Raw genomic sequence first — 22259 nt, forward strand, 5'->3', positions numbered from 1 at the left:
GCACCCCTCTGTTTCAAATAGGTTACAGATACTTTAAAAGAAAATATCTTTATTCTGAAATGACTTTTTTCTGGTCATCTAAATGCTCAAGGTAGTGTTGAACATTTTGCGCGGCTATAGACCCATCACCTGTAGCTGTTACAATTTGTCGAAGTGATTTTTCTCGAACGTCCCCAGCAGCGAATACGCCAGGAATCTTTGTTTCCATTTCCTCATTCGTTTCAATATAGCCTTCTTCGTTCGTAATAGAAAGATTTTTAACACTCTCGTTAAGTGGCAACATCCCAATATAGACAAACACTCCATCTGCACTCATAGTAGATGTTTCTCCTGTTTCTGTATCTTCAAGGGTAACGCCACCGACTTTTCCGTCTTTCTCATTAATCTCGGTTACGACTTTATTCCAAACAAATTCCACTTTATCGTTGGCAAAAGCTCGATCTTGCAATATCTTCTGAGCACGAAGCTGATTACGACGATGCACAATCGTTACTTTTGATGCAAAGCGCGTCAAGTAAACAGCTTCTTCCACTGCAGAATCTCCACCACCAACAACAATTAGCTCTCGCTCTTTAAAAAATGCCCCATCACATACTGCACAATACGAGACGCCACGACCGCCTAATTCTTGCTCACCTGGAATGCCTAGCTTCTTGTATTCTGCCCCTGTTGATACGATAACCGCACGGGCTCTATATTCTTTTGAACCAGCGATGATTTTCTTCGTATCGCCTTCATCAATGATTTCTTTTATATCTCCATACCCATATTCTGCACCGAATTTCTTGGCATGCTCAAACATTTTATTTGATAAATCAGGTCCAAGAATGTGGTCAAATCCTGGATAGTTCTCTACTTCCTCTGTATTGGCCATCTGACCACCTGGCATGCCTCTTTCCAGCATTAAGGTTTTTAAATTCGCTCGTGATGTATAAACAGCAGCTGTCATTCCTGCTGGACCTGCACCTGCTATAATGACATCATAAATTGTTTCAGTTGACATGTTTAACACTCCTTACGCGCCAGTCATCTCTCTTATCCATGCGCCTCATCTAAAGAAGACCCACTCTTCTTGTAGTCTTTTCTATTTCGAATATCTTATCCGTTTCATTCTTATCCTAGCGGAGTCTCTGGCTGATTGTCTACTAACATGCTCAAGCCTGCCTCACGTTCCATCATTGAGAAAAAAACAGAGTCGCTTTCGCCACGTTCCATTTTCGTCATACAAGTTTCCGCTTTTTTATCACCGTTACTAATCGCTTCTTTCATCAAGTCAATTGCTGACTCAACATTTCCAACATGATAGTCTGCTACAGCAAAACAGTGAAAAAGCGAATGCTCTTTTAGCAGTGTATGATCTTTTTTGCGTACAGCTACTTCCTCATACGCACCAATGTGGCAAAGAACATGTAAAAGACGAATTTTAGAATCATGGTGAATTGGTTGGATCTTTTTTAAGATCTCTCCAAATTGGTTTGCCTTTGTTGTATAGCCTAGTTGATAATGAAATACGGCTATATTACAAAGTGCCAGTAAATTACCATGATCGGATTCCAAAATCTCTTCACATTTATCGAAAGCCAATTGTTCTTGTCCCGTCCGAAAAAAGGCCTCTGCTAAATGGTTTTGAGCTGCCCAATTTTCAGGCTGTATATCAAGAACCTTTTTAAGCAGTGGAATAGCCTCTCTTACATTTCCTTCAGTTAAGAGAATCCATGCATTCTCATGGTTATTTAATGACTCTTCTTCCTTCTCTTCTTCATCAAGAGGATCCTCTTCAAATAGCTCAGCTAATTCTTTTGCATCGTCAACAAATGCTCCTTCTGGTTCCAATGCTAAATAACGGGTAACATGCTTTTCCGCTTGAAAGAAATGGCCAAGAAACACTTCATTGTTCGCAATAAAGAAATGACATACCGGATGCTCATCGTTGTTCGTCTCTATAATTTGATGAAGCAACTCATTGGAACGCTCATATTCACCAAGCTCTGTTAATACTGCAGCTAATTGTATTTTAAAAATCGGTTCTGTTTCCGTTAGTTTAACAGCTCGTTCAAATAGCTTCGCTGCACGGGATAAACGCTTATCTTGAAATGCAGCCAATCCTTTATGAAAGAAATAATCGCCACTTCGATAAAAAGGGATGACGACATTTGAATGAATTTTATTACTTGCTTGCTTTTTACGCATCATCCGTTGTTACCTCCAAGCAAATCTAATCTATGCTCAAGTATTTATTATAGCTTATTCCAGCTCTCGTTCCGACTACATTTTTGCTAAAAAAAAGAAAAAAGTCAACGGATCGTTGACTTTTTTCGGAATTCTAGACTTTATGACGCTGCTCTAGCGTTTTCATAATAGCTGCTAATGGGATCTTTTTTTCTTCTAATAGGACAAGGAGGTGATAGAATAGATCAGCGACTTCCCAATGCATCTCTGTTTGATCGTCATTCTTCGCTGCAATAATAACCTCACTAGCCTCTTCACCAACCTTTTTAAGGATTTTATCAATCCCTTCTGTAAAGAGGTACGTTGTGTAAGCACCTTCTGGCATATGTTCTTTCCGATTAGCAATTGTTTTTTCAAGTGATTTAAGTATGGCAAATGGGTCACGATCATTTCTATCGCTTTCACCGTCGCCTTGAAAGCAACTTAATGCTCCGGTATGGCAAGCAGGACCTTCGGGATGAACGAGAAGCAAAATAGCATCTTGATCACAATCATAACGGATGTCAATCACTTTCTGCTTATTCCCTGACGTTGCGCCTTTATTCCAAAGTTCATTTCTAGAACGACTATAAAACCACGATTCTTTCGTTTTAATCGTTAAGTCGAGTGCTTCTTGGTTCATGTACGCTAACGTCAACACTTCCTTTGTTTGGGCATCTTGGACAATGGCTGGTACAAGGCCATTTTCGTTAAATTGAACGTTCGTCATCGTACATGCACTCCTTTTTCTTTTAATACCCTTTTCACGGCACGAATCGTTGTTTCTTTATAATGAAAAATCGATGCTGCCAGAGCCGCATCCACAGCTGCTTCTTGAAAGACATCAACAAAATGAATCGCTTCTCCTGCACCTCCTGAAGCAATAATAGGTACATTTACACAATTAGTTAACTTTTGCAAAAGAGCTACATCAAAGCCCGATTTCTCACCATCTTTATCCATACTTGTGACAAGCAGTTCTCCTGCTCCTAATTGAACCGCTTCCTTAGCCCAAGCTTCAGCTGTCCAATCAGTCTCTTTACGACCACCATGCGTATAGACTTTCCAAGTATCGGTTATAGAGTCATACTTAGCATCAATGGCAACAACAATACATTGTGAACCAAAGAAACGAGCTGCTTCTTCAATAAATTCGGGTCTTATGAGTGCTGCTGTATTTAACGAAACTTTATCCGCACCCGCTTGTAAAATGTTCCGAATGTTTTCGTTTGTATTAATACCCCCACCAACTGTAAATGGGATAGAAATAGACGCAGCTACTTGTTCCACAACATCTAACATCGTTTTTCTACCTTCATGAGATGCCGAAATATCTAAGAAAACAAGTTCGTCAGCACCTTGCTCATCATAATAGCGAGCAAGCTCTACTGGATCGCCAGCATCTCGTAGTGAGAGAAATTGTGTTCCTTTTACGACTCTTCCTTCTTTCACATCTAAACATGGGATAATACGTTTAGTTAGCATTCGTTTCCTCGCCTACTTTCACCGCTTCTTCCAGGGAAAAACGATTGGCATAAAGTGCCTTACCAACAATGACTCCGGAAATCGTCGTGTGACGAATGGATTCTAAGTCTTGAAGCTGACTCACGCCACCTGAAGCAATGATTTGCGCTCTGTCCCCAGCTACGTTCGCCAGTTTTTCGCAAGCGGCAATATTTGGTCCTTCAAGCATACCATCCTTTGAAATGTCCGTATAAACAATTGTTTTTACACCTGAATCAAGTAGGGTTCCAGCTAACTCTTCTGCTTGAACACTTGATGTTTCAATCCAACCCTCTGTTGCTACTAATCCATCTCGTGCATCTAAGCCAATTACGATTGCCTCACCATACTTTTTTACCATCTCTTTCGTAAACGCCAAGTTATTGACCGCTACACTTCCTAAAATCACTCGTTTTACACCAAGATTTAAATAGTAAGCAATGTCTTCCTCTGTACGAATGCCACCACCAACTTGTACTGGAATCGTCAATTTGGCTGCAATTTCTGCTATAAGTTGATTGTTAACAGGCTTTTTCTTTTTTGCTCCATCTAAATCAACAATGTGAACCCATTTGGCACCCGCATCTTGAAAGGATTGCGCAGTTTGTAGCGGTGAATGACTATACACCGTGTTTTTTTCATAATCGCCTTGCTCTAAGCGAACACACTGTCCATTTAAAATATCGATTGCTGGATAAATCGTCATCCCCATTCATTCCACTCCCTTTTCTGCCAGTTCACAAAATCGTTTTAACAATGCCGTACCTACTTGTCCACTCTTTTCAGGATGAAATTGCATTCCGAAAACGAGGTCTTTCTCAACGATTGCAGGCACATCACACCCATAGTCTGCTTTTGCAGCCATTAGCTCATCAGGCGCTTCTACAACGTAGGAATGAACGAAATAGACATAGCCCTCTTCAATGCCTCCTGTGCTTGCTTTTTCATTTAAAAAAGCAAGTCGATTCCAGCCCATATGAGGAATTTTTAATGATGAATGTGCATGTTGTTGTTTTTCAGAAAAATGGATCACATTTCCTTTTAAATAAGCGAGTCCTTCTGTTTCTCCATATTCTGTGCTTCTTTCAAATAAGAGCTGCATGCCTAAGCAAATACCTAATAGTGGTTTTAGCTGATATACATGCTGGTCGAGAAACGTGCGTAAACCGGTTCCCTCTAAATTTTTCATAGCATCAGGAAAGGCCCCTACTCCTGGCAAAATAAATGCATCGCATTCTATTAATTCATCTGGCTTACCGCTAATAAGATAGGGAAATTGTAGTCGTTCTAACGCTTTCGAAACAGAATGAAGGTTGCCCATGCCATAATCAATAATACCAATCATTAGAGCATCCCCTTCGTCGACATAAGCCCTCTCTGATTTGGATCAATACTTGCGGCTTCCCGAAGGGCTCTGGCACATGCTTTAAAAATGGCTTCAATAATATGGTGGGTATTGTGTCCATAGTGAACAACAATGTGTACGTTCATTCTAGCTTCTAAAGCGAGCTTCCAAAAAAATTCTCGAACTAATTCTGTATCAAACGTTCCCACAGTTTCACTCGGAAGCTCCACACGATATTCTAAGTGAGGGCGATTGCTTAAATCGACTACAACTTGAGCAAGAGCGTCATCCATTGGGACAATCGCCGATCCATAACGTCGTATTCCCTCTTTTGAACCAAGTGCACGTTTAAACGCTTCCCCTAAACAGATCGCTATGTCTTCCGTTGTATGGTGGGCATCGACTTCTATATCCCCCTCAGCTTGGACAGTTAGATCAAATTGTCCATGCTTTGCAAATAAATGCAGCATGTGTTCGAGAAAAGGAACACCTGTGTTTAACTCAATTTGTCCTTCACCATCTAATTGGACGCTTAATTGAATATCTGTTTCTCCGGTCTTTCGCTTAATAGAAGCCTCTCGACTCATTTGGTCTCCTCCTTTAATCGAATTTCGATCGCTCTTGCATGGGCTTCTAGCCCTTCCATTCGAGCTAACGTCATAATCGCTTGAGCATCTCCTTGAAACGCTGCTTTACTGTATGAAATAACGCTTGTTTTTTTGATGAAATCATCTACTGACAATGGACTTGAAAAACGAGCTGTCCCATTTGTAGGCAAGACGTGACTCGGTCCTGCCATATAATCACCAACAACCTCTGCACTGTAGGGACCGATAAATATAGCACCTGCATGCTTTATTTTCCCTACCATCTCCATCGGGTCTTCTGTCATAATTTCAACATGTTCACATGCCAATTCATTGACTACATCAATGGCTTGATTAGCAGAAGAACAGATGAAAACCTGCCCATAGTCCGAAATTGCTTGCCTTGCAATCTCAGAATTAGGTAGTTCATTAAGCTGGTTTATTACTTCATCTCGAACCGCTTCAGCTAATGAATTGGACGTCGTCACAAGTATAGCCGATGCCATTTCGTCGTGCTCAGCTTGCGACAGTAAGTCAGCTGCAATGTATGATGGGTTTGCACCTTCATCCGCTAACACACAAATTTCACTAGGACCAGCGATCATATCAATATCAACTTCTCCAAACACTGCTCGTTTTGCTAACGCCACATACTGGTTTCCAGGGCCAGTAATTTTGTCGACTTTGGCAATAGATTCTGTACCAAAAGCAAAAGCAGCAATCGCTTGAGCACCACCAACTTTATAGATAGATTGGATGCCTAATTCATTTGCAGCAACGAGAACACCTGCTGGAAGATGGCCGAATGGATCTGGTGGGGATGCGATAGCGATCCTTTCAACGCCTGCAACAAGAGCGGGAACTGCATTCATAATAACAGAAGAAGGATACGCGGCTTTACCACCAGGGACATAGAGCCCGACGGCTTCCAGAGGCGTTACTTTTTGGCCTAGCAAGGACCCATCCTTTCTAGTTTTCATCCACGATGTTTTAATTTGTTCTTCATGATAATCTGTGACATTTTTAATTGCCTGCTTAATCGCGTCAAGCTCCTCATTACGAATGGTTCCATAGGCAGTCTCAATCTCTTCTTTTGTTACAAGAAATGAGGAAACAGTTGCCTTGTCAAATTGCTTCGTTAGCGCAACTAACGCTTTATCGCCTTCTACTTTTACTTGTTCAAGAATCGTTGCAACGCTTTGAACAGCTCTTTCATTCTCTTGTAAACGAAGATTCTTAGGCACGACAGTATCTTCTTTCTCTAGACGTATAAACTGCATCTAGTAGCCTCCTACACTACAGCTTGAAGCTGTTTAATCATTCTCTGAATCTCTTTGCCTTTTAAACGATAGCTCGACGCGTTGACAATAAATCGCGAGGTGATTTCTTGAATTTTTTCTAACTCAACTAGTCCATTATCTTTTAAAGTTTGACCAGTTGAAACAATATCAACAATACGATTCGCGAGACCCATTATAGGCGCGAGTTCAATAGAACCATTCAGTTTAATGACTTCTACTTGCTCCCCTTGTTCCTTAAAATATTGAATAGCCAAATTCGGATATTTCGAGGCTACTTTAGGGTGCAATTCGCCTTTTTGATAGTTTGGCAAACTTGCTACCGCTAAATAGCAAGAGCTAATTTTTAAATCAAGCATCTCATAAACATCACGCTTTTCTTCAAGCATGACATCCTTTCCAGCAACACCTACGTCGGCTACGCCTTGCTCTACATAAGTAGGAACATCCATTGGCTTCGCTAAAACAAAACGCAAATGTTCTTCAGGTACATCTATAATTAATTTTCGCGATTCTTCAAAAGTCTCAGGAAGACGATAGCCTGCAGCGCGTAACAATTTTACAGCTTCATCAAAGATTCGACCTTTTGGCATCGCAATCGTCAGCGGTCTCATGTACTTACTCCTCTTCTAAATGAATATACGCCAGTTCTACTTGTTCGTTCATCCAATTTTCTGATAGACCGGCTTGATCTTGTACAATAACAGCTTTTCCACTTTGACGTAATTCAGCGGCTTTGCTGTACGCTTCTTTCCTTCTGGAATGATGATACAACACACACCACTTTTGGTCGGGCTCATTTTCTCGTGAATACACTTCACTAAGTAAATCAACTCGTAAACCAAACCCTGTCGCTGGAGCTGTACGTCCAAACTTTTTCAATAGTTCATCGTATCGTCCCCCACCACCTAAAGCTTGTGCAACATCTTCATGAAAAGCTTCAAATACAAAACCTGTATAATAGCTCATATGAAGAACCGTGCTTAAATCAAATTGTACAAACGATTCAATCCCTTCTTCTTGTAAAACGTCCCAGATGCCTCGCAGTTCGTCAATCGCTTTCTTACCTTCATCTGAAGTTACCAACTGCTCTGCTTCATCCAACACATGGGCATCACCTCGTAACTCAAGCAATTGAATCAAGCGATTTTCAATATCCAAGGGAAGCTCATACGTATGGACTGCTTCGCGATAACCAACGTCATTTTTTTCAAATAAAGAACGTTGAAGTTGTTCAGCTTGTTCTCCAGGCACCAACTCATTTAATAACGCTCGAATAAAACCGATATGCCCTAAAACAAGCTGATACTTCTCTAAGCCAATCGTTTGCATTGCTTCTTGAAAAAGAACAACGATCTCACTATCACCGCTTGTTGTCGCATCACCAATTAGTTCCACACCAACTTGTTCAAATTCTGCTGGTCTACCTCCCTCTAATTGCTGAGCCCTGTATAAATTCGAATGGTAAGATAAGCGTAATGGGAACGATTCCTTTTTCATTGTAGAGGAAACAAGACGTGCAATAGGCGCAGTCATATCAGGGCGTAACACAAGTGTGTTCCCTGACAAGTCAAAGCATTTAAACAGCTGCTGATCTGGAATAGCCGAGAGCTTTCCCACTGTTTCAAAATATTCTAATGCAGGTGTTTGAACTTTTTCGTATCCCCATTCCCCGATGGTTTTCAATAACTGTGTTGAAATTTTATTTTGCAAATGGTGTTGATGAGGTAACCGGTCTCTCATCCCCAAAGGCTTCTCAAATAAAAATAGCTGTGACAAGGAAAACACCTCAAATGCTTTAGTTTGGTAAATCACTAATGAATTAAAGTTTTTTAATAGTTTACATTTGTTCACTTAGAAAGTCAACTAGCTCAAGGTTTAAAAAAAAGACTTGGTTTGATTTCCAAGCCTTTCGTTCTACTAAACATTTCTCTTTATCAAACGCATCGGACTTCCAGCGACAAATGTATCACGTTCAACATCCTTATGTACCACAGTGCCTGCACCAATTACGGCTCGATCACCAATAGTAACTCCAGGTAGAATGGTGCAATTTGCACCGATCATCACATGGTCCCCAATGATGACATCGCCTAGGCGGTATTCATGAATGAGATATTCATGGGCCAAAATGGTCGTATTGTATCCAATGATGGTGTTTGAGCCAACCTTTATACGCTCTGGAAACATGGCATCGACCATGACCATTAAAGCAAAGGCTGTGTAGTCGCCAATCTTCATATTCAAAAACGTGCGATAGAGCCAGTTTTTCATACGAAATGAAGGCGTAATTCGTGCAGTTTGACTGATAATAAAAATCTTTAATACTTTCCAGAAAGAGACTGTCTTATAAAGCTGCCAAAGTGAATTCGTTTTCGACACCGGGTATCGCTTTGTTCGTCTACTCATCTTTCTTCTACAATTGCAAGAAGATGATCCATGGATTGTATAATATAATCAGGTTCAAATGACTTTAAAAATGCCTCTCCTTTAAGCGCCCAGCCAACACCCACGCTAATGATTCCTGCATTTTTTGCTGCCAAGATATCATGAGAATTATCTCCCACCATAATCGCTTCTTCTGCTTTAGCATGTAATTGTTCAAGCGCTTTATAGATAGGCTCAGGATTAGGCTTTTCTTTCGTTACATCATCTAGACCTATAATGACATCAAAATAGTCGTCCAAGCCTGTAAGCTTTAGACCCATCATTGCCGTTTCCTTAATTTTCGTAGTGACGATAGCCAGCTTATAGCCTTCATCATGTAATCGTTTCACACCTTCTTTTACCCCAGGGTAGATGGTCACAAGAGAATCATGATGGTGATGATTATGTGTTCGATAAGTCTCAATATACGTTGCTGCTTTCTCTTTGTTTATGGATGAAAAGGTTTCTTGAAGAGATGGACCAATAAATGGAAGAACAGTCTCTCTTGTATACTGACCTGGATAATCGAGCTCAAGTGTATGCAAAAACGATTGAATAATAAGCTCATTTGTGTCAATGAGGGTTCCGTCTAAATCAAATAAAATGGTGTTAATGGTCATATGCGGTTTCCTTTCTATACGACGATTCTTTTCTTTTTTCTAGTCGTGTCCACACTCTTGAAATAACAATGGTTAATAACAATGCCGTAATGACACGAATAACGAGAAGGGGCCAAACTGGAATTCCTAGTACAACAAAGACAAGAGTATCCTCTACAACCGCATGACAAGCGACAAGGAAAATAAACACGATATAAAGATCTTTCTTCTTCACTTTGTCTTCTTTAACAGCATCAATCATGACCCCCGCTCCATAAGCAAGACCAATCGTTAAACCAGAAGCCAAAGTCACCGAGGTATTTCGATCGACACCGATTAAACGAGTTAGAGGAGAAAGCCACTGAGAGATTACTTTTAACCAGCCACGCTCCCGCATAACTTGCACCACCAGCATAAGTGGAATAACGACTAATGCCAATTGAGCTACACCCCAAAAAGCAGTTTGTAACCCTACAGCGATCATGCCTAGTAGTGTTGTTGGTTCAGCTGCTTGTGTAGCAGAAGCAAGACCGTAAACCGCCTGTTCACTTCCACCATCCCATACTAGATTGATCACAAATGCTGAAAATAGTGCAAGAAAGATTCGAACAGCTACAATTGGGAACACTTTTATGCCAACCTTTGTAGCGACTGCCGACTCCACAATGAGATTATGGGAAAAAGATAACATAATGGCAAGAATGAATACTTCTTTAATCGTCAAGTCAAGGGAAAGAATAGCACCAATTCCCGCAAATAGATTCAATACATTTCCGATCACTAATGGAATGGCCGCTTCGCCTGGCAAGCCAATCAAATTCATAATAGGCGCTATACCTGAAGCGATCCAACCAAGCACCGGCGTGTAGCCGAGCAACGTAACAAACAATGTAATGGGAAAAATAATTTTCCCTAACGTCCATGTTGTCTGTAAACCTGATAACAGCCCTCGTTTCACCACTCCCATGGTATCCCTTCTTTCTAGTTTTTCTTTTTGCTTTCTCTATCTGTATCTAAATATCTTGGTGGCTTTACGACGATGCGTCGATACATCCAAAGAATAATGGATAAGCCGATTAGAATAAGTGATAACAACTGAGCCGTTCTAAGGGTCTCTCCAATTAGTAAATAGTCCAAACGGATACCTTCAATGAAGAATCGTCCTACTGAATACCAAATGACGTAAGAAAAGAACAGTTCCCCTTGGCGTAAATTCACTTTTCGCAACAAAATAAGGAGGACGACACCGAGAATACTCCATAAAGATTCATATAAAAATGTTGGGTGATAATAAGCCCCATTAATATACATTTGGTTAATGATCCAATCAGGTAAAAACAAACTTTCTAAAAAGGAGCGTGATACTTCGCCTCCATACACTTCTTGGTTAACAAAATTTCCCCAACGACCGATCGCTTGACCAATTAAAATAGCCGGTGCTGCAACGTCAGCAATTTTCCAGAAAGACAGCTTCTTGACACGTGCAAAAATAATAGCTGTAACGACTGCTCCAATTAAGGCGCCGTGAATGGCAATTCCACCTTCACGAATGTTAAACACACTCATTGGACTATCAGCGAATTGATCCCATCTAAAAATGACATAATAGGCTCTTGCGGAAATAATGGATATTGGTAACGCCCACACAAGTAAGTCTGCAAACGTTTCTTTTGGTAACCCCCGCTTTTCTCCTTCATAGCGAGCCCATAAATAACCAACCCCTACACCTAAAAGAATTAAAACGGCATACCAATAAATATCAATTGGACCAAGAGAAATAAACACTCGATCCATCGGTTCAAATTGTGTATTCACTTCAGTTCACCTCACACATGTTCATTTTAAAATTCTTCATTGTCACCTTGTTCAATCACTTGTGTTAAACGTTCAGAGAACTCCTGGGCTGCATTAAACCCTAGACGTTTTAGACGGAAATTCATCGCAGCAACCTCAATGATAACAGCTAAGTTTCGTCCTGGTCTTACAGGCACCGTTAGTTTCGTAATTTCTGTATCAAAAATTTTCATTTTATCTTCTTCGAGTCCAAGTCGATCATAGGCTTTCTTTTGATCCCATGTCTCTAAGTTCATACATAAACTAATTCGTTTAAAAGGGCGAACGGCTCCGGCTCCAAAGAGTGTCATAACATTGATAATGCCTAACCCACGAATTTCTAGTAAATGCTGGAGTAACGGAGGAGGATGCCCAACTAATGTATCCTCGTTTTGTTGTCGAATTTCTACAGAATCATCAGCAACAAGTCGATGCCCTCTTCGTACAAGATCAAGTGCCGTTTCACTCTTACCTACACCACTACCACCTGTGATTAATACGCCAATACCATAAATATCAACAAGTACACCATGAACAGCAGTTACTGGCGCAAGCTCGCTCTCTAAATAGTTTGTAACACGACTACTTAACTGTGTTGTCGTTAAAGTCGATCGTAAAACAGGTACATTTTTTTTATTGGCTGCCGCAATTAATTGAGAGGGAGCCTCAAGTCCACGAGATAAAATAATACCAGGTGTATCATATGTACATAATTTTGTTAATCGTTCTTCTTTTTCCTCATCAGATAGCGATTTAATAAACGATAGCTCCGTTCTACCAATAAGCTGCAGTCTTCTTGCTGGATAATACGTAAAAAAACCAGCCATCTCTATACCTGGACGAGAAATATCGCTCGTTGTAATAGGGCGATAAATGCCTTCTTCTCCAGCTAGCAACTCAAAGTGGAACTTCTCTAATATATCGTTTGCTGTCACTTTTATCATTTTGTGCACCTCTTTTACATTGCTTTTCACTAGCCATATTGTAGCACGATTTTCTCTAGAGTCATAAAACTTATAAAAGATCATCTCATTGAACAAAAAGAAAGACGTGGAAATGATGCATCCACGTCTGTTCCCCTTTATTAAATTGACCATTAACTCCTTTTAACTGGATTAATAAGCAAAGTCTGAAACAATGCAATGATGATCGCTGCAAGCAGCGCAATGCCAAAACCATCAATTACAAAATAACTTCCCATTAACCAAGCTGTTAGCATTAACGTTAACGCACTAATGACGAATAAAAACAGTCCTAGTGTTAAAATGGTAATCGGTAACGTTAAAATGGTTAGCACCGGTTTCACTGTCCAATTTAAAACAGATAAAATAAGTGCCGCGATCAACGCTGCTCCAAAGCCACTTAGCGTAAACCCAGAGAATAGCGCTGATAGAAGTAATAACACGAGTGCATTCAGCACCAGGCCAAGTAACCATCTCATCAAAAGCCCTCCTTACTTACTCTGCCGGCATAAGAAATGTAGCAATAATATAGGCAAGTACGACGGGCCAAACCGTTGTGACCAATGCCAAAACCACAGCAATTAAACGAATGATGGTCGGATCAATTGAAAAATACTCTCCAATTCCCCCACATACGCCTGTTATAAAACGCTTCGTTGTCGATCGTTTTAATTGTTTCAATGTTGTAACGTCCTTTCAAATCAAACTGTTTATTGATTTCTTAGCGTAATACTACCTGTATTTGCAACAGCACGGACTTTCATTTTCCCAGGAAGCGTATCGTTTGCCGTCACATGCATATAGCGTTGTGCCAATTCTTTTTTCTCATCATGAATCTCTGAAGACTCCAGATGATTGTGAATGGAACCAACATTAGATCGCAGCTTCCCTTCGAATCGAACATCGTCTGCTACAAAGAGCTTCACGCTTCCTGTCGTTGTTTTCACATCTAAATAACCAGCGGATTCGTTGTTTTTATTCACATAATAGGTAATGGATCCATTTACTGTTTCAACGTCAGCATCCTCAATTTTTCCTGTTACTTTAATGGTTCCATTAAAAGTTTTTGCAAATAATGATCCTATCGTATTTTCGTCAATAGTAATAGATCCGTTCATTGTCTCGATTGTAGCTTTAGAAGCTTGAAGGTGACTCGTTTTAATGGAACCGTTTGTTGTATTGGCTTCAAACTCTTTTGTCTTTAGCGATTCACCAGTTAGAGAACCATTAAATGTATAGAGCTTGATGCTATCATATGTTGAAGTAGGTACATAGAGCGTTCCGTTAACTTTCATTGTTTTTGATTTCGTTTCAAAAAGCAGGACACCTTCTTCTACAGAAAAAGACGATTCCTTCAAGAGAAAATCATGCGCTTGTTCCGCATTGTTTGTACGGTAGACTTTTGCATCTAACTCCAGTCGTACCCCTTCCTTCTCCCACGGAACAATCGTAAAGGAGCCATTTTCTAAAGACACCTTTACTTTGTTTAGATCAACGTGATCCTCTTCAAACGTATGTTGAATGTCCATGCCATTCCCAAAATTAAAGTCAAAGTCGCCATCTCTTACTTTTTGGAATGCCGATTCAAAAAAACTTGTAAACTTTGTGAAAGGAGACTCTTCACGGTCGGTGCCTTCTTCACGTGCCTTACTTGATACTGATTGAGAAGTCGGTATTTCTTGCTCATCTTTTCCAACCGCTTCAAGTAATTTTAGTCCTTCTTCAGCAGAAACTTTACCGTCTTCAATCATCTTAAGAATCATTTTACGTTCTTCCATCACGATCGCTCCTTTTTACTTAATAGCCTTTATAATCTTATTACGAAGAAGCAAGGTCACATGTTTCATTTTCCCTAAAATTTATGATGAAAACTCGAATTTTTCTGCGTAACGCGCTTTATCTCTTTCCAAAATTGGTTTTAAATACCTTCCAGTATAAGAACCTTCAACTTCAGCCACTGCTTCAGGAGTGCCTTGAGCAACAAGCTGTCCGCCACCCGTCCCACCTTCTGGTCCAAGGTCAATAATATGATCTACAGTTTTAATAACATCAAGATTATGCTCAATGACAAGTACCGAATCGCCATTATCAACAAGTCGTTGAAGAACGTGCAATAACCGGTCAATATCATCTACATGCAAGCCCGTTGTTGGTTCATCTAATATATAGAGGGTTCTTCCAGTTGGGCGTTTATGAAGCTGCGATGCTAGCTTGACTCGTTGGGCTTCTCCACCAGATAACGTTGTTGCTGGTTGACCAAGGCGGACATAACCTAAACCAACATCAATAAGCGTTTGGATTTTGCGCTTAATTTTCGGGATGCTACCAAAGAATTCAACGCCTTCCTCAACTGTCATTTCTAGCACATCAGCAATCGTTTTGTTTTTGTAGGTCACTTCTAGCGTTTCTCGGTTATAGCGTTTTCCATGGCATACTTCACATGGAACGTACACGTCAGGCAAAAAGTGCATTTCAATTTTAATAATCCCATCACCTTTACACGCTTCGCATCTTCCACCTTTTACGTTGAAGCTAAACCGACCTTTTTTATACCCTCTCACTTTTGCTTCATTTGTTAAGGCAAATACATCACGAATATCATCAAAGACACTCGTATACGTTGCCGGGTTTGATCTAGGCGTTCGTCCTATTGGTGATTGATCAATATCAATGACCTTGTCCATCTCTTCGATACCGACAATTTCTTTGTGCTTTCCTGGCTTTTCTTTCGCACGATGAATTTTTTGCGCTAACGATTTATGAACAATTTCATTAACAAGCGTACTTTTACCAGATCCCGAAACACCAGTAATCGCAGTAAACACACCTAAAGGAAACGTAACATTGATATTCTTTAAGTTGTTCTCTGTTGCACTTTTGACCACAAACTGTCTTCCTGTAAGTGGTCTTCGTTCGCTAGGCACTTGAATAAACTTTTCCCCAGCCAAATATTGACCTGTTAACGAATTCGGATCATCGATCAGCTCTTGCGGTGTACCTTGTGCGGTTACATAGCCTCCATGTACGCCTGCCCCTGGACCAATATCAATAATGTGGTCTGCCGCTAACATCGTGTCTTCATCGTGTTCAACGACAATTAATGTATTGCCTAAATCACGCATCCGCTTTAACGTCTCAATTAAGCGGTCATTATCTCTTTGATGCAATCCGATAGAAGGCTCATCAAGAATGTACAATACCCCCATGAGGGAAGAACCGATTTGAGTGGCTAGCCGAATCCGCTGCGCTTCCCCACCTGATAACGTGCCGGCAGCGCGTGATAACGTTAAATAATCTAGCCCAACATTAATCAGAAAGCCGATTCTGTCTTCAATTTCTTTTAAAATTAATCTAGAGATGGAACGATCTTTTTCAGATAGCTCTAATGATTGCATAAATTGTAGTGCTTCTGTACATGAGTATTGATTCACTTCCCCTAAATGCTTTCCACCGACAAATACAGCTAATGCTTCTTTCTTTAAGCGATACCCTTTACACGTCGGACAGTTTTTTTGCGACATATACGCTTCCATCTGTTCACGAATATAATCTGAGCTCGTCTCTCTATAACGGCGACCAACATTTGCTAGTACACCTTCAAATACAATCATATGCTCGCGCACGCGACCAAAGTCGTTTTCATAATGGAAGAAAATCTTTTCTTTTCCGCTTCCGTTTAGAATAATCGATTGATGCTTTTCAGGAAGCTGATTAAACGGCACATCCATATCAATCGAAAAATGCTCACATACAGCCTCAAGTAATTGTGGATAATAATTCGAACTTGTTGGCTCCCACGGTGCAACAGCATGATCTCGCAACGTCCGGTCAGAATCCGGTATGACAAGCTCAGCATCTACTTCCTGCTTCACACCTAAACCGTCACAAGAAGTACAGGCACCATAGGGGCTATTAAACGAGAAAAATCTCGGCTCTAGCTCAGGAATGGAAAAGCCACATTCCGGACAAGCGTGATGTTGACTAAAAAGTAGTTCTTCTCCATCAATTACATCAATTAATACTCGTCCTTCTGCCAAATTTAAAGCCGTTTCTAGAGAGTCAGCCATTCTTGTTTGAATGCCTTCTTTTACAACGATCCTGTCAATGACGACTTCGATGCTATGTTTTTTATTTTTATCAAGCTGAATATCGTCTGTCGCTTCTCTCATTTCACCATTAACACGCACACGTACAAATCCATCTTTTTTAATTTGATCAAATACTTTTGCATGCGTTCCTTTTCGCCCCGATACCATTGGAGCAAGAATTTGCATTTTTGTACGTTCAGGGAACTGCAACAATTGATCGACCATTTGCTGAATTGTTTGCGACGTAATTTCTATACCGTGCTTAGGACAGATCGGTTTTCCAATTCGAGCATAAAGGAGCCGAAGGTAGTCGTGAATTTCTGTTACAGTTCCAACCGTTGATCGTGGATTTCGACTCGTCGTTTTTTGGTCAATTGAAATGGCTGGAGATAGCCCCTCAATGGCATCAACATCAGGCTTATCCATTTGTCCTAGAAATTGACGAGCATAAGCGGACAGTGATTCTACATAGCGTCTTTGACCTTCCGCATAAATGGTATCAAAGGCTAAGGAAGACTTTCCAGACCCAGACAAGCCTGTCAAAACGACTAGCTTTCCTCTAGGAATGGATACGTCCATATTTTTTAAATTATTTGATCGTGCACCTTTAACGATAATCTCTTCTTGTGCCATACCGTCATCCTTCCGCTTTAAGCTCTAACAGCATATCTCGAAGCTCTGCTGCCCGCTCGAAGTTTAGATCTTTTGCCGCTTGCTTCATTTCTACTTCTATTTGCGCAATTGTTTTTTCGCGTTCTTTTTTCGTCATTTTTTGTTGAGGTTTCTTCGTTACGTCATATTCTCCGTCTTCTTCAGCGGCATAAGTCGCTTGTACTACATCTGGAATTTTCTTTTGAATGGTTTGTGGCGTAATGCCGTGTTTTCTATTAAACGCTTCTTGAATTTCTCGACGACGTTTTGTTTCACTAATCGCGACTTCCATAGAACCAGTTATCTTATCTGCATACATAATGACCCGGCCGTTTTCATTTCGCGCAGCACGACCAATGGTTTGAATTAGAGACCGCTCTGCACGTAAGAATCCTTCTTTATCAGCATCTAAAATCGCTACTAATGATACCTCAGGTATATCTAAGCCTTCTCTTAGTAAATTGATTCCGATCAGAACATCGAACGTTCCCAATCGGAGCTGACGTATGATTTCTAAACGATCTAACGTTTTTACTTCTGAATGCAAATAGCGAACTTTAATACCAATTTCTTTTAAATAGTCCGTTAAGTCTTCAGACATTTTTTTCGTTAAAGTTGTTACTAAAACACGTTCGTTACGCTCAATTTGCTCATGAATTTCACCAATTAAATCATCAATTTGGCCTTCAATTGGTCGAACCTCAATTGGCGGATCAAGCAAGCCAGTTGGTCGAATAATTTGTTCGACCATTTCAGGTGTGTGCTCTAGCTCATACGGGCCAGGCGTAGCCGATACGTATACGGCTTGACTTATTTTTTCTTCAAATTCGGGGAACTTTAATGGTCTGTTATCAAGAGCAGAAGGTAAACGAAACCCATGATTAACGAGTACTTCTTTTCGGGCGCGGTCACCGTTATACATCCCTCTTACTTGTGGTAACGAGACGTGAGATTCGTCCATAATTAATAGAAAGTCTTTTGGAAAGAAATCAATTAACGTGTACGGCGTTGCCCCTGACTCACGTAAGGTTAAATGCCTAGAATAGTTTTCAATTCCTGAACAAAAACCCATTTCCGCCATCATCTCAAGGTCATAGCGTGTTCGTTGTTCAAGTCTTTGTGCTTCAAGCAACTTTCCATCTGCGTGAAGTGATTTTAATCGCTCTTCTAATTCTGCTTCTATATTTTCAATTGCTTTTTTCATTTTTTCTTCGCGGGTAACAAAGTGAGAAGCCGGAAAAATGGACACGTGGTTTCGCTCTCCCTTAATCTCTCCAGTTAGTGCGTCTACTTCGGTCATACGATCAACTTCATCACCGAAAAATTCCACACGAATACATTGCTCATCTCTGGAGGCCGGAAAGATTTCAACCACATCGCCTCTTACTCGAAAGGTTCCACGTATAAAATTCAAATCGTTCCGATCATACTGAATATCGACAAGGCGTCGTAACAATTCATTCCGATCCATCTCCATTCCAGTACGAATGGACAAGACAAGATCCCGGTATTCTTCCGGGTTCCCTAAACCATATATACACGATACACTCGCTACAATAATGACATCTCGTCTCTCAAATAACGCACTAGTAGCTGAGTGGCGTAATTTATCAATTTCATCATTTATACTTGCATCTTTTTCAATAAATGTATCAGAAGAAGGTACATATGCTTCCGGTTGATAATAATCATAATAACTCACAAAGTACTCAACTGCATTATGAGGGAAAAATTGTTTAAATTCACTATAAAGCTGACCTGCTAGCGTTTTATTATGGGCCATAATGAGCGTTGGCTTATTCACTGCTTGAATGACGTTGGACATCGTAAACGTTTTTCCAGTACCTGTTGCACCTAATAACGTTTGATGTCGATCTCCATTTTCAATTGCACGTACAATTTTTTCTATTGCATTTGGTTGATCACCTTGCGGCGAGTAGTCTGATACTAATTGAAACGTTTGATCCATCGTCTTTAGAACTTATCAAAGAACGATCTTTCTTTTGATAAGTTCACCCCTCCTTTGCAAAAGAACATGATCCTACTGTTATTCCCATTTTAGCGTCGTTAAAAACCCAATCAATTCATTTCCTGTAAACACACGTTCGCTTAAGTATACCATAAAAATGAATACTTGCACCAACTTTTACGAACGCACGTGCGTAACCAAAAATTGCTAGCAAACAAACTTCTAGACGACTCAAAAAAAATCCAGTATGATAACGATAGATTATATAAATTGAATAGGTATCTTCGGGGCAGGTGAAATTCCTGACCGGCGGTTAAAGCCCGCGACTCTGCATAGTTTTTATGTGGACTGATTTGGTGAAAATCCAAAGCCGACGGTATAGTCCGGATGGGAGAAGATCAAATAGAAAGAACATAGTCTTTGCTATGTTTATTTCTCCAGCCCTGAACACACTCGTCGTCCAGGGCTTTTTGATTTCTACAGAAGACCTTTTCATTGAAAAGGAGCTCACAGCTGTGAATGAACAACCGCAATCAAATAAGACGTTTTGGTTTATCGTGATTGGTGCCGCTTTTTGGGGGATTAATCCACTTTTTCGTATTTTGTTACTTGATACGATGACGTCTTTACAAATTGTTTTTATTGAACACATTATTTTAGCTTTTATTGCGATTCCCATTCTTTTAAAGTTTAAAGGAGATTTAAAGAAACTTAGCTTTAAAGATTTAGGAGCGTTATTATTTATTTCTTGGGGAGGCTCTGCTTTTGCCACTCTTTTATTTACACAAGGGTTAACCATTGCTGCATCTAGTGGTGAGATAAATTCCGTACTGCTCTTACAAAAATTACAGCCACTATTCGCCATTACCCTCGCTCACTTTCTTTTAAAAGAAAAGTTGCCGCAGCATTTTGGCGTTTACGTACCGATTGCGTTAATTGGGACATACCTTTTGACATTTGGTTTTTATTTCCCGATCAACAATCCAGGGGAAATATTCCAACTAGGAAGTTTGTACGCCATCGGAGCAGCAGCACTTTGGGGTGGCTCGACGGTAATGGGACGTATCTTATTAAAAAAATGTCGTCATGAGACTGTCACAGCACTACGCTTTTTACTTGCACTCCCATTACTCGGTGTCTTAATAAGTGTATCTCCTGATATATGGGCAAGCCCTGAATCAACCATTGCATTAACGTTCATTGCCCTTAATTTGCTTGCTTCAGCATTATTACCTGGTCTTGTGTCCATGCTGTTATACTATCGTGGATTACAGTCTGTTAAGGCCTCCGTTGCTACAATCGCTGAACTAAGCTTTCCAATGACAGGGTTGCTTGTATCATGGATAACTCTTCAAGAAACCGTAACAATTGCACAGCTAATTGGTTTTGCTCTTATTTGGTTCGTTCTATTTAGAATCTCTAAGCAACAAGATACGATTTCTCAGCTGCCACCTGTAAAAAAGCGTAAGAAAAACGCGCTTCAGCCATTAAAGTAATTGGCATCAGTAAAAGACCTTCCCCAAATGGGGAAGGTCTTTTACGTCGTTAAATAATCGAGTTACTTAATTTTTCTTGTTTGCGAACAAGCAAGACACCAAGCTGGTAGTGCTCACCACTGTAAAGGGGTCCTTGTACAAAACGTTTTTCTCCGTTCTTATCTTTTACTTCAATTTTACAGTAAACAGGATTTTTTTGGAGCGCCTGGTAAAGCGTCATCTCATCATGAACCGTCTGGCCATTTACCTTTGAAATTTGTTCTCCTAATAAAATTTTCATTTTATCAGCTGGACTGTTTGGTAAAACCCCAACCACTCGACAACTTTCTTCCTCCTCCGTAAAGAACACAGTATCCTTCTTTTCTTTGTTCCTAATGGTCATTTGGCTTATAGCATGAAGTAAGGCGATAAAACCAAGTATACTTACGAATAACCATTCATTAGGAAAATAGAGAAGAATCATCGTTGAGACAGCAGCTATTCCTGCGAGCAATAAATAGACGCGTGTATAGTGATAAAATCGTGTTTCTAAGTGATTATGAGATTGTTGTTTAAACCCTAGAAGAATTGGAAATAGAATCGGCTGAATCGACTCAGATCCTATTGAAAAAGTTGGCCATGGCCAAGGGAGGATAAAGGCACTCTCTGGAATAAAAAAGACAACAGGAACGATCCATAAACGATTGATTTTATGCACCCCTATAAATCTTCCTCTTTTTCCTTTTTTTAGCTGTGGTGAAATGAGCTTTCTCCCATCCTTTTTTACGAGGATCCCTTGAGAAAACAGTAACACCGCTACACTAAACATAATGGCAGCGTAAAGGTAAGGTTGCTCTCCAATTTCTAAAAAAGTAAATTCGATGAACTGTGGAAAGACGACTAGATAAAGTGCAACCAGGAAAAAAACATATGTAGGCGTGAGCCAATGCATTTGGCCGGTAAGTAAAAGAAGCAACGTCGCTAGTGTAATGGCCACAAGTATATCGGTCGGCAACACAACTCCTGCCGCAATGGTTACTATACTGACAAGCACACCTGTTACAATAGAAGGGATCGTACTTAACAAAAAATCAGCTCGCCGAGCATAAACTCGTGTATGAAACGATGACCGTTCTTGCTTCACACGCCAATGAGCAATTATAAAAAGGGTAATGAAGCCGATACAAACAATTGGATTCAAAAAAAAGCTAGCGAATGCAGTTAGAATGGTTTCTACCATGAACTTGTCCTCCAACACTTACTTAAAAAGGGATATCTGTGCAATTGAATACAGATATCCCTTTTTTACTCTCA

The 22259-nt window shown here is 40.2% G+C and carries 22 protein-coding genes and 1 riboswitch; of the genes, 1 reads left to right on the forward strand and 21 read right to left on the reverse strand.

Annotated features, from left to right (window positions below; translation table 11 throughout):
• Window positions 1–49 precede the first annotated feature (49 nt).
• From trxB to uvrB, 20 genes are all read right to left on the reverse strand, one after another.
• Window positions 50–1003 (reverse strand): thioredoxin-disulfide reductase, encoded by a 954-nt coding sequence (trxB, locus tag E2L03_RS05255; protein ID WP_134258662.1) that lies wholly within the window; start codon window positions 1001–1003, stop codon window positions 50–52.
• A gap of 110 nt (window positions 1004–1113) precedes the next feature.
• Window positions 1114–2193, reverse strand: a complete 1080-nt coding sequence (locus tag E2L03_RS05260) for a tetratricopeptide repeat protein (protein ID WP_124742417.1) — start codon at window positions 2191–2193, stop codon at window positions 1114–1116.
• Between the two features lie 130 nt (window positions 2194–2323).
• Entirely contained in the window at window positions 2324–2938 is a 615-nt protein-coding gene (gene hisIE / locus E2L03_RS05265; protein ID WP_134258663.1) for a bifunctional phosphoribosyl-AMP cyclohydrolase/phosphoribosyl-ATP diphosphatase HisIE, read from the reverse strand.
• Window positions 2935–3693: an imidazole glycerol phosphate synthase subunit HisF gene (gene hisF / locus E2L03_RS05270; RefSeq protein WP_038482603.1), complete on the reverse strand. Its 759-nt coding sequence runs from the start codon at window positions 3691–3693 to the stop codon at window positions 2935–2937. The genes hisIE and hisF overlap by 4 nt, the downstream gene beginning before the upstream one ends.
• Window positions 3683–4423: a 1-(5-phosphoribosyl)-5-[(5-phosphoribosylamino)methylideneamino]imidazole-4-carboxamide isomerase gene (gene hisA / locus E2L03_RS05275; RefSeq protein ID WP_038482606.1), complete on the reverse strand. Its 741-nt coding sequence runs from the start codon at window positions 4421–4423 to the stop codon at window positions 3683–3685. Before hisA ends, hisF begins: the two co-directional genes overlap by 11 nt.
• Window positions 4424–5056 carry an imidazole glycerol phosphate synthase subunit HisH gene (gene hisH, locus E2L03_RS05280; RefSeq protein ID WP_124742420.1) on the reverse strand — a complete coding sequence of 211 codons (633 nt, stop codon included), beginning with the start codon at window positions 5054–5056 and terminating at the stop codon, window positions 4424–4426.
• Window positions 5056–5643 (reverse strand): imidazoleglycerol-phosphate dehydratase HisB, encoded by a 588-nt coding sequence (hisB, locus tag E2L03_RS05285; protein ID WP_038482612.1) that lies wholly within the window; start codon window positions 5641–5643, stop codon window positions 5056–5058. Before hisB ends, hisH begins: the two co-directional genes overlap by 1 nt.
• Window positions 5640–6923, reverse strand: coding sequence for a histidinol dehydrogenase (gene hisD, locus E2L03_RS05290; RefSeq protein ID WP_124742421.1), 1284 nt, complete (start codon window positions 6921–6923; stop codon window positions 5640–5642). The genes hisB and hisD overlap by 4 nt, the downstream gene beginning before the upstream one ends.
• A gap of 11 nt (window positions 6924–6934) precedes the next feature.
• Window positions 6935–7555 carry an ATP phosphoribosyltransferase gene (gene hisG, locus E2L03_RS05295; protein ID WP_038482617.1) on the reverse strand — a complete coding sequence of 207 codons (621 nt, stop codon included), beginning with the start codon at window positions 7553–7555 and terminating at the stop codon, window positions 6935–6937.
• Between the two features lie 4 nt (window positions 7556–7559).
• On the reverse strand, window positions 7560–8795 hold the full coding sequence (locus E2L03_RS05300) for an ATP phosphoribosyltransferase regulatory subunit (protein WP_318270567.1): 1236 nt from the start codon (window positions 8793–8795) through the stop codon (window positions 7560–7562).
• 66 nt (window positions 8796–8861) lie between these two features.
• On the reverse strand, window positions 8862–9350 hold the full coding sequence (locus E2L03_RS05305; protein ID WP_134258664.1) for an acyltransferase: 489 nt from the start codon (window positions 9348–9350) through the stop codon (window positions 8862–8864).
• Window positions 9347–9988 (reverse strand): pyrophosphatase PpaX, encoded by a 642-nt coding sequence (gene ppaX / locus E2L03_RS05310; RefSeq protein WP_134258665.1) that lies wholly within the window; start codon window positions 9986–9988, stop codon window positions 9347–9349. Before ppaX ends, E2L03_RS05305 begins: the two co-directional genes overlap by 4 nt.
• A complete protein-coding gene (locus E2L03_RS05315) occupies window positions 9978–10934 on the reverse strand; it encodes a nucleoside recognition domain-containing protein (RefSeq protein ID WP_095150600.1) in 957 nt (318 codons plus the stop codon). The genes ppaX and E2L03_RS05315 overlap by 11 nt, the downstream gene beginning before the upstream one ends.
• A 14-nt stretch (window positions 10935–10948) precedes the next feature.
• Window positions 10949–11782, reverse strand: a complete 834-nt coding sequence (lgt, locus tag E2L03_RS05320; RefSeq protein ID WP_276324715.1) for a prolipoprotein diacylglyceryl transferase — start codon at window positions 11780–11782, stop codon at window positions 10949–10951.
• Between the two features lie 26 nt (window positions 11783–11808).
• The gene (gene hprK, locus E2L03_RS05325) at window positions 11809–12744 is read right to left on the reverse strand and encodes an HPr(Ser) kinase/phosphatase (protein WP_038482632.1); all 936 of its coding nucleotides are present in this window, start codon (window positions 12742–12744) and stop codon (window positions 11809–11811) included.
• Window positions 12745–12896: 152 nt separating this feature from the next.
• Window positions 12897–13241 carry a phage holin family protein gene (locus tag E2L03_RS05330; protein WP_038482635.1) on the reverse strand — a complete coding sequence of 115 codons (345 nt, stop codon included), beginning with the start codon at window positions 13239–13241 and terminating at the stop codon, window positions 12897–12899.
• A gap of 16 nt (window positions 13242–13257) precedes the next feature.
• Window positions 13258–13443, reverse strand: a complete 186-nt coding sequence (locus tag E2L03_RS05335; protein ID WP_038482637.1) for a PspC domain-containing protein — start codon at window positions 13441–13443, stop codon at window positions 13258–13260.
• Between the two features lie 29 nt (window positions 13444–13472).
• Window positions 13473–14540, reverse strand: a complete 1068-nt coding sequence (locus E2L03_RS05340) for a DUF4097 family beta strand repeat-containing protein (protein WP_124742425.1) — start codon at window positions 14538–14540, stop codon at window positions 13473–13475.
• An 81-nt stretch (window positions 14541–14621) separates the two neighbouring features.
• The gene (gene uvrA, locus E2L03_RS05345; RefSeq protein ID WP_124742426.1) at window positions 14622–17483 is read right to left on the reverse strand and encodes an excinuclease ABC subunit UvrA; all 2862 of its coding nucleotides are present in this window, start codon (window positions 17481–17483) and stop codon (window positions 14622–14624) included.
• A gap of 4 nt (window positions 17484–17487) precedes the next feature.
• Complete coding sequence (gene uvrB, locus E2L03_RS05350; protein ID WP_038482646.1) at window positions 17488–19470, reverse strand: excinuclease ABC subunit UvrB; 1983 nt, start codon at window positions 19468–19470, stop codon at window positions 17488–17490.
• Window positions 19471–19746: 276 nt separating this feature from the next.
• Window positions 19747–19873: riboswitch (FMN riboswitch) on the forward strand.
• A 112-nt stretch (window positions 19874–19985) separates the two neighbouring features.
• Between uvrB and E2L03_RS05355 the strand changes: the two genes are divergently transcribed.
• On the forward strand, window positions 19986–20966 hold the full coding sequence (locus E2L03_RS05355; RefSeq protein WP_236702479.1) for a DMT family transporter: 981 nt from the start codon (window positions 19986–19988) through the stop codon (window positions 20964–20966).
• Window positions 20967–21015: 49 nt separating this feature from the next.
• Here E2L03_RS05355 and E2L03_RS05360 read toward each other — a convergent pair whose 3' ends face one another.
• A complete protein-coding gene (locus tag E2L03_RS05360; protein ID WP_055737533.1) occupies window positions 21016–22185 on the reverse strand; it encodes a PDZ domain-containing protein in 1170 nt (389 codons plus the stop codon).
• Window positions 22186–22259 lie beyond the last annotated feature (74 nt).

This window comes from Shouchella oshimensis, from assembly GCF_004375095.1.
Classification (GTDB): domain Bacteria; phylum Bacillota; class Bacilli; order Bacillales; family Bacillaceae_D; genus Shouchella; species Shouchella oshimensis.